This is a genomic window from Novipirellula methanifontis (genome assembly GCF_052161655.1).
In the GTDB taxonomy this organism is placed as follows: domain Bacteria; phylum Planctomycetota; class Planctomycetia; order Pirellulales; family Pirellulaceae; genus Novipirellula.
This window is the reverse complement of record NZ_CP197418.1, coordinates 5,214,256-5,229,654: the sequence shown is the minus strand read 5'-3', so window position 1 is coordinate 5,229,654 and position 15,399 is coordinate 5,214,256. Positions and strand designations below refer to the sequence as shown.

Here is a 15,399-nt window from a genome sequence, read left to right as displayed (position 1 = left end):
TCTACGAGCCAGCGAGGTTGGCATTTGAAGGCATGAACTCCTGTGTTCAGAGGCGAGGACTAAAAGCAATCAAGGTGAGCGTTAGGCTCACCCAATCCACGCCACAGGATCCTGAGTCCGTCTGTTCAGGCCGAAGTCTAGTTTATACAGACGGCAATAGTCGTGTGAGTCCGAAGAAACGCGAGGCGTCCGTTTTAAAGTTGCGGGGTCTGAGTGCGCCGGTTTTCTGCCACCTCTCCCCCGACTTCGGAGGTCGTGCAGGTTTTAAGTTGAGTGGTAGCAATCACTTGCTTCACCCTCCCAACGAAGTAGGGAGGGTCGGAAAAGGAGCCTTCAGCGAGTTTTCCGGGGAGGGCTGGTGGCGTTGAGCTTGCACATTGTCATCTCTAACACTTCGATGCCCCACCCAGAACTTGCTCCGCTCGTTCTGACCTCCCCAAAACAAGTTTAGGGGAGGTGAAGCACGTCAAAGGACTCGATTCACAACGAAATAAAAGCCGCACAATCTCTTCGTCGGTGGAGAGGTGCCTGCGTACGATCGAACCGTCCGGCAATGTCTTTTATGCCAACGATCCGATCTCGGGGAAAAACTTTGATCATCTCGCCGTCCAGCCGCCGTCAACCGACAACATGCTACCGGTGACATAACTCGACGAGGGACTGGCGAGAAACAACGCGGCACCTTGAATCTCACTTAGCTCGCCCCAACGCTTCAGTGCGGTTGCGCCAACGATGAATTGCTTGGCTTCCTCGGTCTCCGCGATCGGTACATTCATTGGCGTCAAGAACGGCCCGGGGCAGATTGCGTTGACGGTGATCTTGTCCAGCGCAAACTCCAAACCGAGCGCCCGCGTCATTTGGACCACCGCCCCTTTGCTGGTTGCGTAGGGGGTTCGATTGGCCAAGCCTACCAGTCCCAATGTGCTGGCCATGTTGATGATCCGACCATACTGCTTCTGTTTCATCACCGCCGATACATGTTTGCAACACAACCACATTGCATCGACATTGATGCTTTGGACTTTGCGAAAGTCATCCAGCGATAACTCCTCGATGGGGCCTCGGATATTGATCCCCGCGTTATTAATGAGAATGTCGATGCGACCGAACTCGCGGGTGCAACGCTGCGTCAATGCTTTGACTTGGCCTTCCTCGGAAACATCCGCGGCCATTCCGATTGCTTTGATGGGATACTCATCGGCGATCGCGGCCGCAGCATCCTTGGCTTCATTTTCGTTGCGACTGATGAGCAGCAGGTTGGCTCCAGCGGACGCCAGTCCTGCTGCCATCACTTCCCCGAGTCCTTTGGATCCACCGGTGACGATGGCAACTTGGTTGTCCAATCTGAATTGCGAAATGCCGGGCCAGCGAGTCATAAGTTGTCCGATAGAAGTGAGTGAACTGATAACACCGACCTGTCCCGAATCGCGTCGGCAATGTTCAGAATCATAGCAAGATCAAGAGTGCATCACTTGGCAACCCTCAATGAAGATTGTCTGACCGGTGATTTTCTTGGCATGTTGCGATGCAGGGAAGAGTGACATCGCGGCGCACTCCTCGGCTGATTGCCAACGGCCAAGTGGCGATACGCGACGCTGTTTTCCTCGGGCCTTGCTTGTTAGGAACGTCTTTCGGAATCGGGCAATCGCCCCCCCAAAAATGGTCTCATGCCGCGTTTGCCCTTTCGCACAGGAGATCGGCTGCCTGTATGGAAAACCCACCTTTGATGAACTGCCCTTCGTTGCGTCGACATTGGAGAGCGTGGACATCGGAGGGTGGCACCAATTTTTCTTCATTCGTGGGTGAGTTTTTGTCTTACGACCCCAACGGCAAGTGATTATTTGGAAAGCATCTGTTGTCTAACTTGTTAGCGGGCGAAAGACAACCTTATGTTTTGACGTGAATTTGTTTGACACGATATCTCGCTAAGTATACGATTTCGCTCACGTCATTCTTGCCTCATGGATGCAAACGCTTGTCGCATTAGTGCAAACGTTTGGGTCATTAGTAGAAACAATCAGAATCGATTGACGTCTCTACTGACAACGGATCCGTCCACAAGTGCGGACTTTGACCAGAGGCTTGGGGAAACCTCCAATGATTTTAGAGGAGTTTTGCACGATCAAAACTCGAATGACTTTGTGCTTGGTGGCCCCCTTATCCATCACGGATGATTATCCATTATGACGAGATCGCCGATCCACGTATGGCGATGGCTGCCAATCTGTATGCTTGTCTTGCCGCTGAACATCAACGTCGTTGATGCCGAGGAACTGGCGGTGGTTCGATGGGCAACGTCGAGCGACGGGGAATTTGAAGAACATGCCGTTGAAGTGGGTTTAGAGAAGGTTCCCGACGGTTTATTGGCGTCGCGCTATTACTTAGTCCAGGACATCGTCGCTCAGATTGTTGAAAAGGATGTCCACCCGCTGGAGGACACTGTCTCATTCTTGGCTCGGAATGTTTATAGCCTTGATTGGCGTTTCGCGGCAAGCTGTTTAGATTCGCTCGTGGATTTGGAGTACGAGGAGTTTCGATTTGGAATAGGCAAACGAGGCACACGATTGAATATCGTCGTGCACCGCGTTCTATCGAGGCTCGACGAACGCGCCAAAGCATTTGTTGAGCAATACAACGTACGCGGGGCACGTTTCTTTCCAGGTGTGTCTTCAGTCGAGTTTACCGATCGAGAGCTCGATCCTTTGTTACTGCTAAATCTGCGTTTGATTCGAAAACGCAATACCTTTGGAAGAGATGTCGATCATGGACTCGGGTCGGGATTACGGATCTTGACCATACAAAACTCAGGTCTTAATGACTCTGATTTGTCGTTCCTCAATGGGTTACACGGACTGACCTTGCTTGATGTAGGATTCAACCCGTTAGATGGCTCTGGTCTTGAGAATCTAGTCTTGCCCTCTCTGAGAGTATTGCGACTTGATGGATGCAAATTGAAACGCGAGGTTTTTAAATACGAGTTACTGCGGTCCGTTGAGTTGCTAGTCCTATTGCAAACGAATACCGCGGACGAGCACATTTCTCTCCTTAGAGGATCGAAATTGACTGAACTTGATATAAGTGAGACTCTCGTTACACCAAGCTGTTTTGAACTGCTAAGCGGGCTGGCAAACCTTCAGTCACTGGCTGTTGACAGTGATTTGATTATGAATTGTCCACTTGAGCAGATCTCGAAACTTGGAAAGTTGAAAAAACTAAGAATCAGCGGCGATCTTCCTCCCGATCGCTCTTTGGATATTCTCCAGAGTGCGCTGCCGAACGTCGAAATCAAGATAATGCGTAGCAAGGAGAACTAAGGGGCAAAACGAATCGTTTGGTTGGCGTCGTATCCGAAGTCGGGCAATACGTGGATGCGGATGTTGTTTGCGGCTTATCTTTAACCGCCGGGAGAATCGCTCTCTCTTTGCGAAGCTTTCCAAACGACCATCTCGGATTCTCGCCGCGAGGAATTCGAACGGGCTGCAGGTTGTGACAAGTTAAGCGACGCTGAAGTGGACGAACTGCGAGAGAAAGTACAGCTCTCATTGGCCCAGCGGGCGCAGCCGCAGGGGTTTGGCAAAACGCAAAAAGCGAGAGTGCGACACAACAGCTTTCCTCTGATCCGACGCGAATTATCACTTGGTGCAATCTACACGGTCCGCAATCCGCTTAGTGTCGTCGATTCGGTCGCAGACCATTGGGGCTGTTCCATCAACCAAGCAGTTCGCATGCTAAATATTCCGCGGCATTCGATCGGCGGCGGCAAAGACAAGTTGGTGCGACAATACTTGCAGAACTGGAGCATGCAGGTGCGGTCGTGGATCGATCAACCCGCATTTCCGACAAAGCTACTCCGTTACGAAGATCTACTTAGCAATACCGAGTTGACGATTAACAATGTCTAGACCTTTTTGGGCTGGCCGATCGATTCGGCTCGGACAAGACAAAAGTGTCAGGATTCAATTGCGAGCGTTTCGCCCGTTGCATGAACGCTGTGAAGCATTTTCTGGTAGCTACCTTCGCCAGAAGGTGGTGAGTCGCATTGGACGCCAACAATCCACGCTCTGGCGAGCGTAGCTACGAAACGCAAATGGCGTAAACTGCCGCCTGTAAATGCTTCACAGCGTTGCCGTTGCACCCGAGTGAAGCGACGACGAATGAGTGAAGGATGTCCTCGTGGAAGCCGCTGCCGGGCATTGGAATCCGAACCTCCGCAGTGGACGAGGCAACAAGTCCCCGCGTAATTGAATGCAAAAAAGGACTCATCGCTTCGTCCACTACGATGAAAATGGCCGGGAGAACCGTGCGGCTAGGGGGTGTGATTGTCGACACGCCTTCTTGGGGAGGGGAGTGATACCCGCCGCATACTTTGCAAAACAGAGATTGGTACGACGATTGCTTGGTGACAATTGTATTGCGGAATCAAGCTTCGCACTGACGATTGACACACGTTACCAAGAAAGGTTCCATGTTACGTACTCTCTTACTTATCCTATTGCCTCTGTGTCTTGCCACCACGTTGCCCAACGCTTCGGCAGCAACCTGTTGGAGTCCCATTATCGTTCCCACGGGGGCTTATCGTGATCAGATTAAAGCCATGCCGATTCATCAACGACCAGGGCGCCCCCTTCATGTCTATGGCAACACGATTCGGCTGATTGAACATTCCCGGCGATACGGTGGGCCGTCCCGCCCGCTCCGACAAATATTCTTCGGTTCGCCGACGCTGCGTGTCCGCCGCTAACAACGACAAAGGCCTAGGGTTTCACGCACCACTGGATGAGCTGCTTGAGCTCGATCTCCTTCGTTTCGACTCGCAATTTATCCTGCGCGTGCTGCTCCGCAAACCCCAGCGATGCAGTGATCTGATCCCTTGACGCAGCGGTTCGCTGCTGGGTCCTCGGTTGTAAAAGAGCGACACGTCGGGGCGCGACGCTGGCCAACAAATCGGGCAGATCATAGGCCGATAACGCTCCGGCCACCAGCGAATTGGCGTTCACGTCATAAAGGGGATTCATGACAATGCTCTGATAGTCCAACAGCGATTCAACCAGCACCAGCCACTGAATCTGTTGTTCAAAAGCAGCCGCGTGCAACAGTGCTGGACCGACATCCCCGACGGCAACGGCTCCAATCTCGTCTGGCTTTACATCGTCCCGTTCCTGCAAAAACTTCAACACACGTACCGCATCCCCCGCGTTGATACCTGCAACACTCCGACCGGCCATTAAAGCATTGAAAAACGGTTGTACTGGAGCGTGTCCCTGCTTGAACTTGTATTTGGTTTCGCCATAGCCCAACAAGTCGGGCGCTGCAACGATGTAACCGCTTCGCACCAACTCTTCGATCGTTCCGCCCGCTGCCGCGTCGGTCGTCTTGCCCTTGCCGTGCACATAAATGATGGCCGGTCGTGGGGCGGAGTCATCCGGGGCAAATACCAGAGTGGGAATGATGGTCTGGCCCTCTCCCGGCAGTCCCCATTTTTCGACACGGTAACCTTCCCGTTGGTACTGCCCGCGAAAAACCGGAGCCATTTTCGGTTGGGGATTGCGGTAGCCGGACAACTGTTTCGCCTCGCGCACCGCCCGCGGTAGATGCTCTGTCAATGCCTGGCGGCTATCCTCTAGATTCTTCAACAGCGGCATCGCCTCTTGACGGTTGATACTGAAAACGGTCTCACTTTGCAGCGAGGTCGAAACCTGGCCGGTCTCGGTGACGGTCAACTCTGCTTCTGTCAAAAATGGATAGGCGGTTTCCTGGGTGCTGCCCGGTAGTTCCAAAGACTTTTGCAGGAAGGCGTAAGTGGCCTCGTTATTCTTCTTCGTAAATCCGTGTTCGTAATCGTCCTCCACTTGATCGAAATGCTCGGGATGGCCGAGGACTTCAAAAACCTGGCGCACTTCGGCGGCCGTTTCACGCGCGCCCTGGATACTAAAGAAATCCCGCGTCGTGGTCACTTGTAGTGTCGGTTTTGGCGCTCGCACTTCGAGTAGATCCGCGTGGTCGATGCCCAGCAGCGGACCATGATAAAAGACCTGCTCTGCATCCTGTGGACCGATCGAACCCAACAGCCGACTGAGGCTGGTGATGAATCCCGTGGGTGCTGCCGCAAGGACTCGTTGATCAACCGCACCGATGTAGCTGGTTTGCGTTCCACCGCCCGACAGCCCTGTCACGCCGATGCGATCCGGGTCGACCTCTGGGCGGGTCAACAAGTAATCAATCGCACGAATACCGTCCCAGGTAAAGTAGCGGGCAAGAGACCGTCCGGTCAGAAAACACTGCACTCCGGCGTGCGAGTGCTCCATGGTGGAAGAGCCCACGGTCGATTTGCCACTCTGGGGATCAAAGTACTGCAACCGCTCTCCTTGTCCAAGCGGATCGATGGCGAACACCACAAACCCCTTGTGGACGAGATTAAGAATCACGTTTTGATAAAGGTCTCGCCGGAATGCCTGAGTGGAATGTCCGATGACATCCAGGATCGCGGGGCCACGTCCGGAGTGGCCTTCGGGTATAAACAGTGCCCCCGTCACATAAAAATTTGGCATCGATTCAAAGACAATCTTTTCAACTCGGTAGCCATCTTTGCGAAGAGTACCGGTGATCTGCGGATTGAGCGGTGATCGAGCGGGCCAAGGGCCAAGAATTTGATCGAGAGTCTGTCGGACTTTCGCCTGCCGTTTTTCCCAAGCTTCGGCACTCTTCAAATTGCCAATCTCAGCTTCGCGTGACGTCAGGCAGGCACGGGTCAAGTCGTTCAGATGATGCACCAGCATCAGGCCTGGGTCATTCCAATCGATCCAACTTGGATTGGAGGAGTTCCCAGCATCGAGCACGGACAAATCCTCAACGGGTTGAGACCCGACGACGGACAGCAACAGAAGGAAGCAGAGGTTGTTGATCATAGAGGCAGCTCAAAGTCGGCATGTTGGAACGCATGTTTGCCAGATTTTAGCAGATCCAAGTGCCGCAAGGGGCCGACCGGAGAAAGTCTATGGAGATCCAGTATTTTCACTTGAACCGGAGACGGTGATCAAGACTGGCCCTACATGCCCTGACAGCCCCAACAGCGTTCAACTGCACAACCTGAGGTAAGTGCAGGAATACAATTCGACGCTCATTTTTACGCACCCATTTTTCTTGCACAAAGAATCCTTCGGCTTTCCGAGCGTATCGCCTCGACGGAGGCGTAAGGCTGTTCAATGTGTGTCATTCCACCTTATGATCTGAGCCGAGGGCGATAGCCACGGGCATGTTTCCTGCTGTATTGACGCTCCCCGCGGCAATCGCTGGAATGCTAAATCTTTGGATAATTCGGACGGCGCCATCCACCAAGACTTGCCCACCCAAATTTGCCAATTAAAGATATCGTGGTCGGTTGGTTGCACAACGAGTGGCCCTCCGCTGACTCAACGACTCTCTGTGCCGTCGAGCGGAATGGACGCAGTATTAGTGGACGGCCCTGTGTTAGGAGCACTGGGGGAATTAATGTCGTGGATCGCTACACGCTGCATCGTTCTGATCGCGGAGCGATCAACGACTATCTCGTTCCGGGTAGCTGCCGTCGCCAGACGGCGGAAATCCACGCTCTGGCGAGCGTAGCTACGTCAGTAATTACCGGCACGTCCGGAGCGATCAGCGACTGTCGGCCCGTAATGTTTGCTGACGTTTCTTAGCAGTCTTAATGCGCGGGGAATTTCAGTTGTTTTTGCAGTTCTCCGCGACGCTTGCGGCGGCTTCTTTCCACTGCTTCGGATCGGCTTCAAAAGGGACGGTTACCACGCGATAGTGAAGCTCTTTTCCTGCGGGCACGGTGCTGTTTAAAAAGGTCGTCAGGTAGTGTTTGCGATACCGATCGGGAAGATCCCAGTAGCGTGTTCGCCAATCGTCGTCGTCGGGCACATCCGCCACGTAAGTCACAACGCCTTTGCCGGTCGGGCGATCGTAGATTGCCGACCAACGAACCGCGCTGTCGATCCGCTGACCCCCGTCTCCTTGAAATGCTCCTTCCAGCCGAGAACCATCGGTCAGCTCGGCAAGGTAGTCCGTTGCAGTGGCAGTCCAGGGATGCATGAAGTGATAAATCAAATTCACCGGCGTTGCCTTATCCGCCAGCAACCGAACATCCTCCACGATCTTGTTGTCTTGGACCTCGATTTCGGTGTGTAGAACGAAGTCTCGAATGCGTGACTTCTTCCGCAACTTCAGTTGCTGGCATCGCAGCGTTGATGGCGGTCTTTCGACCCGTTTGTCATCGACCCAGATCGCTAATTCGAGTACTTGTTCGTCTTCGTTTTCGGTATGGCCGCTGCCGATGAACCCCTCGTTCGGGAAATTCACGACCGAACCATAATGACTTCCCCAGTGATCCAAGCCAAGCCGGACTTGCTTATAATCAATGCGATACAAGGTCCAGAAGGATCGACTCTCAAACCGAACTCCCAAGTCTCCCACTTCCGCGGTGATCTCGCTTGGCCAACCCTTTTGTTGCGGTGGCTCGTAAGCCTCCAGTGCGACATTGTCCACAGCCACTTCGCCCAGACAATTGCCGCTTGCTTCATGGAAGGAAAAGCGGATGCAGATGCTGTGCGTCCCTTCGGGCAGCGGATTCTTAGTGCCGGGGCCGAACTCTCCCCTGACACGCCGCCAATCATGTGCCGACGACTTGGGATTCAAGGGGTAAAAGGAAATCTGTTTCAGTGCTTTTCCCTGGCCGTCAAAGCAATACATCGAGAACGCAAAGACTCCGCTGTCAAGACCTGCGAACCTTAGGTCCGCCAAAACTCGATATGCAGTAGCGGCGTGAATCTGTTGCCCGATGACCAAATGCGTGGTCTCGACGCCCAGCAACCGACCGTTCGGTTTCAGTTCCAAAATCTGGCCCCGCTGGCTGCCACCGGTGACCAGAGAAACTTGCGAATCATCGCCGGGCCGAAACGTCCAACCCTCCAATCCACGCTCGAATCCACCGTTGTCCGGAATGTCCATCGAGCGGTCGACGACCAGGGTGGTCGGTTCGATCGGGTCATCGAGTCCTGCTACGTTGAGTGAATCATCAAAGAAAACGCGGGCCTGGGTTGAGGCTTCGCCAGGCATCACACTCGGCACGCCTGGGACAGGTTCGACGGCGTCGGCCGGGCAAGCCAAGAAGGCCACCATGACAAACGTGCAGATCATTGGAAATTTTTTCTCCATCGTCGTTCTCTCGCAGTGATAAGGCAGTTAGCTCAAGCCGGTTTGGACCGACAGTCTACATGAGACAAAAATTGCCGTCCCATTTTTCGATCCGTGTAACGTCTGATCCGAGATATCGCAGTGAAGAAGAAGTAAGAGGGCAGAGGAGAGAGGATCAGGTACCGTTGTTTTTCGCGACAACTACTGTCAACGCTACTTGGGCGATTCCACAGGCCGGGCATTCATTTTGCGCTGTCGCCTTCAGTACCAGACTCTCGCCTAATTGTAAGCTGCACAAACTTTTCGTAGCTGTTGCGTATGCCGACTGCGTCTTCCTGGACCAACTCGTGAAGTTTTGCGGAAGTAACGTGGCCGCGATTGATGTCGAAGCGAATTTCACCTGTGCACTTGTGGCCCACTACATTGATGGGAGCCAGCGTGAGGTTGCCTCGTGCCGCTTCGGTATCGAGCTTGCCCTCAAGTCGGATCAGGACGATGCTTCCCCGTGCCACTCGCGGCTTGTAGGTGTAGGTCATCTTGCCAGTATTCACAATTGCTCCCAAATCCACCTCATGCTGCCACGGGCTGTGGCGACGGGCCGCATCGGCAGGGAACTGGGGAAGCAGCGTTTCCAACAACGACCCCATGTCGTCGCAAGCCAGATTAGACTTAAAAAACCACTCACTGGCCGTGTCCGCAATCCAGTCAACGGCAGATGTGTCATAATAAAGCCGACCGCTTTGGGTCAGCTGGATCTTTGTCGGCTCATCGAGGTGCATCTGGCACTCTTTGTGAACATCAAAAAGTCCACCGGCATTGGCATTCTTAGGAGGGTTCGCCGAATCGTAGCGTTTGCTTAACACCCCGCCGAACTGACAATTAAAAATGACTCGCTTGAGTGTCTGCGTTAACTCAATCTTGTTGTCGAGCCGGTAGTTCTCTGGCGAAGGGTCGGTTGCTTCTGCAACTTTCCACGAAAAGACGAATGCCAAATCATGAGTGTCCGGTAACGCCCGCCCACCCAATGCTTGAGCAACTCCGTTGCTCAACGAGTTTGTAGAACTCACTCGCTGGTGGAATTCAACGTGAAAGACATCACCTGGATTAAGCTGCCATTGCCACGTACGTTTTTCGGCCGCTTGACCGGAATACGCAAACAGACAAACAGCGACGAAAAGTGTTCCACGGAACATGTACAACTCCAGTCGGTTCGAGCGGTCTACCGATTAGCAAGATCAAAACTCCTATTGGCGACTTCACGTCGTCAAATGGCTTTTGGGTTCCCCATGCGACGCAGCCATCTTGGTGGTCGAGTGAATACAGCCCGCCTTGCCGCATCGATACGGAGCTCATCGATTCCAATACGTCGATGAATGCGATAGCCCAAAAGGGATTCTACCGCACGCCAGTGGACGGCGTTTGGATTTCTGGAACTTGGGACAGCTATCAACTCGCCGGTATTCCTGCGGATTGGATTTATGTTTCCGATTCGGAGAATGGATTTTGGGTCGACCCTAACCGGTTGAGAGATTTGCCTATTGGAGAGACACGTCGTGTGAAGTCAGATCCAGAGGAGACAGAAAGATTGAAGCGTATTCTTCGCGCCCACCAGAGGGCTGGAGATCGACGGCATAATGAATGAGGCGGCGACCGGGCAACCGGCGAGCCATTCACCCCCAAAGAACCCGAAGCCAAGTCCAAGCTGCCCTGGTGCAACGACTCAGATGTTTGATCTTTGAGCGGACGATGTCCTGAGATGGGCCACTAAAACTTCGCCGTTGTCGTGATTTTTCGTTGCGCAGTTTTTCTGCCACCTCTCCACCAACGATGGAGACTGTTGACTTAGTGAACCGCTCGCGCGTGAGCGGCCGGGTTCCACACATTACCCGGTGCCTTACGGCCCACGGCTCACTGATCTGAATTGCATTTCGATTGAATCAACAGCCCGCTAGCCACAGTTCCGGTGCTCCCTTTTTAGGGGACCTTTTGTTGGACAACGGTACGGTGGTTAGCGTCAAAGCCGCTAACATCAGAACGGTGATGTCATACTCAATCAGCAGTCTCCCAAGTCGGTGGAGAGCTGACAGTTGTAAAGACCGGAAGAAAAACTCACCCCCAATATCCGAATCGACTCGCAAATTAGCGGCGTATTGCGAGGAATCGTATTTGGCTCTGTATTTGCTACTTGTCCTGAAATACGAACTTGTTTCACAAGGTTTGCTAATTGGAGGTGGTTGGTTGGCTATCGATCATCAATAGGTCGCCAGGCATACAGCGATAGGATCTGCGCACATGATTGTTGAATCATTTATCGGAGCGAGCATTCTGGCGTTGATCCACTTGTTCGCGGGGACGCTTCGTTTCCTTGACGTGATCCCCCGCAGTCGATGGCTGTCTATTGCGGGTGGCGTCGCCGTGGCATATGCGTTGGTGCACTTGTTGCCTGAATTACAGGAGCATCATGAAGTACTCCGCAAGTCGACTGCGGATCATGGCTTTCAGAGGCTCGGCGAACACTTGCTGTGGTTGCTGGTTCTTGCAGGATTGGTACTTTTTTACGGGCTCGAGAAAGTAGCAATTCGGTCCAAGTCCGATTCGGAACTCCAGGAATCAAGCATTCAAACGTTCTGGTTACACATTGTTTCTTATGCGTTTTACAACGCGTTGCTCGGCTACCTGCTGGTGCGTGAAGATCGGGGACTACGTTCGCTAGCGTTGTATTTGGTGGGGATCGGTCTGCATTTTCTTGTCAACGATCACGGACTTCGCCAGCATCATAAACAGCGTTACCATCGGGCCGGTCGTTGGATACTGTCCGCTGCGGTGTTAGCGGGATGGGCGATCGGCGTTTCCACCGAACTTCACGAAGCGTTCACGGCATCAACCATCGCCTTTTTGGCGGGCGGGATTTTGCTGAACACGTTCAAAGAGGAATTGCCCGAGGAACGTGAGAGCCGCTTCTGGGCATTTGCTCTAGGAGCCGGCGGCTATGCCGTACTGTTACTCGTCGCCTAACCTGGACGCAGTGAATTTCAGGACGGTTCGTAACGTCCCCCAATGACTACCGGAAGCAGTCTGATGTCGGCGACTCTTGTGATCAGCACTCGACATTTACCTTCCCGAAAGAACCGATCCACTATCAACGTTTCGTGGGTAATTTCTAAACAATCAATGGCGTCTTTTGCTTCGTGAAAGTTGTGTGGGATCTTGATTTCGTTGAGCAAAGGACGACACTAAAAACGTGTTATACTATGGTCTTCATTCTTTTCCCGTTTGCTCATCCCACCTCACCTCTCTCGCCAGAAGCAATTCGAATGCCCCACCCACCATGCTCTGCTGCCAAAGCCCAGCTTTCGATTGATTGCATGCGCCACACATCATGCTCCAGCAGTGCGGCCGATACGGCGAAGATGACGCGTCGCGTTTTTGTCTCGTCTACTGCTGCTGCGTTGGCCGCCGCGTCTTCACTCGCGCACGCGAATGATTCGAAACAGTGGCGAATCGGGGTGATCGGACACACCGGCCGGGGTGACTTTGGTCACGGCATCGACACCGTCTGGCTGGAATTACCTGAAACCAAGATCGTCAGCGTCGCGGACGCGGATCCGCAGGGACAACAACGTGCCAAACAAAGACTCAAGTGCGAGCATGCGTTCTCGGACTACCGCGATATGATTCAGCAAACGCACCCTGAAATTGTCGCGATTGGCCCACGTCATGTCGATCAGCATCACGCGATGATCATGGCGGCGGTGGATGGCGGCGCAAAGGGAGTGTATATCGAGAAGCCGTTTTGCGGCACTTTGCAGGAGGCAGACGAAATCGTTGCGGCGTGTCAACGATCGGGGATGCGATTGGCCATCGCGCATCGCAACCGCTACCATCCGGCATTGCCGGTGACCAAGACGGCCATCGCGGAGGGCGCGATCGGAAAAGTACTCGAGATTCGCTGTCGTGGAAAAGAGGATGCACGGGGTGGCGGACAAGATTTGTGGGTATTGGGCACTCACCTGTTTAACCTTGCCAGCTACTTTGCCGGCAACCCAACGACGTGCTCAGCCACATACTACGCGGGCGATCATCCCGCGACGACTGCGGACGTAGTTGAGGGCAGCGAAGGGATTGGGCCAATCGCCGGAAATCGCTTGCACGCTCGTTACGATACCCAGAGCGGCATCCCGGTCTTCTTTGATTCGATTCGCGGCGCAGGAGTGGGGAAAGCAGGGTTCGGAATCCAAATCGTTGGCACCGAAGGAGTGATCGATCTTCGGATGGACACAGAACCTCTCGTCCATATCCTGCAAGGCAGTCCGTTTCAGCCCACGTCAACACCTCGCCGCTGGGTCAACATCAGTAGTGCGGGAATCGGCAAGCCAGAACCGATCGCTGACATCAAACCGTTGGTCAGCAAACACATCCTGCCGGCTCGCGATCTGATCACGTCGATTAACGAAGATCGGCCACCGCTGTGCAGTGACATCGATGGGCGAGTGACCCTTGAAATGGTGCACGCGACGTTCGCCTCTCATATCCGGCAAGGCCAACGCGTCTCGCTACCCTTGGTGAAGCGAACGCACCCATTCACCGACTGGAACGACAACGATTAGTACCGTCTCGTGTTTCCTGCGAATTGTTTTCAAAACCGCTAACTCGAACACGGAGTCGGTCAGCACCATGCTCAATGCCTTCGCATTTTGCTTCAATTACATAAAAAGGGGAAGTACCTTGTACCGATACGCAACTTTGTGGTGCACGTTATTATTGATTGCAGTGGCCTCTCCGCTGCAATCCGCCGAACGTCCTAATATTTTGCTGATTGTCTCGGATGACCAGGGCTATAACGATCTGGGGGTACTCGGTAACGGCATCCTCACTCCGGCGCTGGATCGGTTGGTACGCGAAGGCACTCGGCTGACCAATTTCTATGTGGCGTGGCCCGCGTGCACGCCATCGCGAGCAAGTCTATTGACCGGGCGTTATCCACAGCGAAACGGTGTCTATGACATGATTCGCAACGAGGCTCCCGACTACGGTCACCGTTATTCCGCCGAAGAGTATGCGGTCAGCTTCGAGCGAGTTGGCGGTATGGACGAGCGTGAAGTCATGATTCCGGCCGTGCTGAAGTCGGCAGGCTACAAGAGTGGCATCTTCGGAAAGTGGGATCTCGGAACGCTGCGGCGGTATCTCCCCACGTCCCGTGGCTTCGACGATTATTATGGGTTCACCAACACCGGAATCGACTATTTCACGCATGAGCGTTATGGCGTGCCGTGTATGGTTCGCAATCTGTCGCCCACCGAAGCGGACAAGGGGACCTATTGCACCTATTTGTTCCAGCGTGAGGCATTGCGGTTTATCGACGAGCATGCCGCAAAGGATCCGTTCTTTTTGTACGTTCCGTTTAACGCGCCGCACAATTCATCGGCCCTTGAGCCCGAGATTCGTTCGTCGGTGCAAGCACCTGAAAAGTATAAGAAGATGTACCCGCCGGTAAAAGTCGAAACCACAGTTACACAAAAGTATCGGTACGGATCGCCGGCGACTGTGGCGACACCCGAAGCGCGACGTCGTGATTATCGTGCCGCAGTGACTTGTATGGACGACGCCATCGGCAAGATGCTTGACGCCTTAGAACAGAAGCAGATCCTTGATAACACCATCGTCATTTTCTTTTCAGACAACGGCGGCAGTGGTGGAGCCGACAATGCACCGCTGCGAGGACACAAGGCACAAACATGGGAAGGTGGCATTCGAGTCCCTTGCATCGTGCGTTGGCCCAACGGCGGTGTGAAGGCGGGCAAAGTCAACGATGCATTTTTGTCGAGTTTGGAACTGCTGCCGAGTCTCGCGGCGGCGACCGGCGTCGCATTACCGACGGAAGTGGTCTTGGATGGTTTTGATTGGTGGCCAACACTCCGCGGCGAGGTCTCGTCACCCCGAGATGAAATGTTTTGGAAACGGCGTGATTTGATCGGAGCCCGCGTTGGCAAATGGAAGTGGGTAAAAATGGGGAATGGCGGAGGCTTGTTCGATTTGAAAGCCGACATCGGCGAGAAAACCGATCTTTCCAAAACTCATGCCGACATTCTCGCGATGCTAAAACAACGTTACTCGAACTGGGTAAGCGAGATGGAATCCGCAGAGCCACGCGGACCTTTCCGGGACTTTTGAATTTGAATACGAAACCTGAGCGATAACCGACAAGGAGCGATCATGCTTGATCGA

Annotated in this window: 9 protein-coding genes; 5 read left to right on the top strand and 4 right to left on the bottom strand. The window is 53.6% G+C overall.

Features of this window, described 5'->3' with window-relative positions; translation table 11 throughout:
- Positions 1–596: 596 nt before the first annotated feature.
- The gene (locus SH528x_RS19065) at positions 597–1,376 is read right to left on the bottom strand and encodes an SDR family NAD(P)-dependent oxidoreductase (protein WP_442512059.1); all 780 of its coding nucleotides are present in this window, start codon (positions 1,374–1,376) and stop codon (positions 597–599) included.
- An 861-nt stretch (positions 1,377–2,237) separates the two neighbouring features.
- Here SH528x_RS19065 and SH528x_RS19060 point away from each other — a divergent pair.
- Positions 2,238–3,314, top strand: a complete 1,077-nt coding sequence (locus SH528x_RS19060; protein ID WP_442512058.1) for a hypothetical protein — start codon at positions 2,238–2,240, stop codon at positions 3,312–3,314.
- Between the two features lie 195 nt (positions 3,315–3,509).
- The gene (locus tag SH528x_RS19055) at positions 3,510–3,902 is read left to right on the top strand and encodes a hypothetical protein (protein ID WP_442512057.1); all 393 of its coding nucleotides are present in this window, start codon (positions 3,510–3,512) and stop codon (positions 3,900–3,902) included.
- Between the two features lie 852 nt (positions 3,903–4,754).
- On the opposite strand, the gene SH528x_RS19050 is transcribed toward SH528x_RS19055, so the two are convergent.
- The 3 genes from SH528x_RS19050 to SH528x_RS19040 all read right to left on the bottom strand — a co-directional run bounded on the left by SH528x_RS19050 (position 4,755) and on the right by SH528x_RS19040 (position 10,367).
- On the bottom strand, positions 4,755–6,905 hold the full coding sequence (locus tag SH528x_RS19050) for an alpha/beta hydrolase family protein (protein ID WP_442512056.1): 2,151 nt from the start codon (positions 6,903–6,905) through the stop codon (positions 4,755–4,757).
- A gap of 793 nt (positions 6,906–7,698) precedes the next feature.
- A complete protein-coding gene (locus SH528x_RS19045) occupies positions 7,699–9,195 on the bottom strand; it encodes a hypothetical protein (RefSeq protein ID WP_442512055.1) in 1,497 nt (498 codons plus the stop codon).
- A 221-nt stretch (positions 9,196–9,416) separates the two neighbouring features.
- Complete coding sequence (locus tag SH528x_RS19040) at positions 9,417–10,367, bottom strand: hypothetical protein (protein ID WP_442512054.1); 951 nt, start codon at positions 10,365–10,367, stop codon at positions 9,417–9,419.
- Positions 10,368–11,466: 1,099 nt separating this feature from the next.
- On the opposite strand from SH528x_RS19040, the gene SH528x_RS19035 reads away from it, so the two are divergent.
- The 3 genes from SH528x_RS19035 to SH528x_RS19025 all read left to right on the top strand — a co-directional run bounded on the left by SH528x_RS19035 (position 11,467) and on the right by SH528x_RS19025 (position 15,345).
- Complete coding sequence (locus tag SH528x_RS19035) at positions 11,467–12,189, top strand: hypothetical protein (protein WP_442512053.1); 723 nt, start codon at positions 11,467–11,469, stop codon at positions 12,187–12,189.
- Positions 12,190–12,539: 350 nt separating this feature from the next.
- Entirely contained in the window at positions 12,540–13,781 is a 1,242-nt protein-coding gene (locus SH528x_RS19030; RefSeq protein ID WP_442512052.1) for a Gfo/Idh/MocA family protein, read from the top strand.
- A 118-nt stretch (positions 13,782–13,899) separates the two neighbouring features.
- Positions 13,900–15,345: a sulfatase-like hydrolase/transferase gene (locus SH528x_RS19025; protein WP_442512051.1), complete on the top strand. Its 1,446-nt coding sequence runs from the start codon at positions 13,900–13,902 to the stop codon at positions 15,343–15,345.
- Positions 15,346–15,399: the final 54 nt, after the last annotated feature.

Coding starts and splice junctions, on each gene's coding strand:
- SH528x_RS19045 (WP_442512055.1), bottom strand. CDS start 9,195: ATGGAGAAAAAATTTCCAATGATCTGCACGTTTGTCATGGTGGCCTTC.
- SH528x_RS19065 (WP_442512059.1), bottom strand. CDS start 1,376: ATGACTCGCTGGCCCGGCATTTCGCAATTCAGATTGGACAACCAAGTT.
- SH528x_RS19030 (WP_442512052.1), top strand. CDS start 12,540: ATGCGCCACACATCATGCTCCAGCAGTGCGGCCGATACGGCGAAGATG.
- SH528x_RS19040 (WP_442512054.1), bottom strand. CDS start 10,367: ATGTTCCGTGGAACACTTTTCGTCGCTGTTTGTCTGTTTGCGTATTCC.
- SH528x_RS19050 (WP_442512056.1), bottom strand. CDS start 6,905: ATGATCAACAACCTCTGCTTCCTTCTGTTGCTGTCCGTCGTCGGGTCT.
- SH528x_RS19035 (WP_442512053.1), top strand. CDS start 11,467: ATGATTGTTGAATCATTTATCGGAGCGAGCATTCTGGCGTTGATCCAC.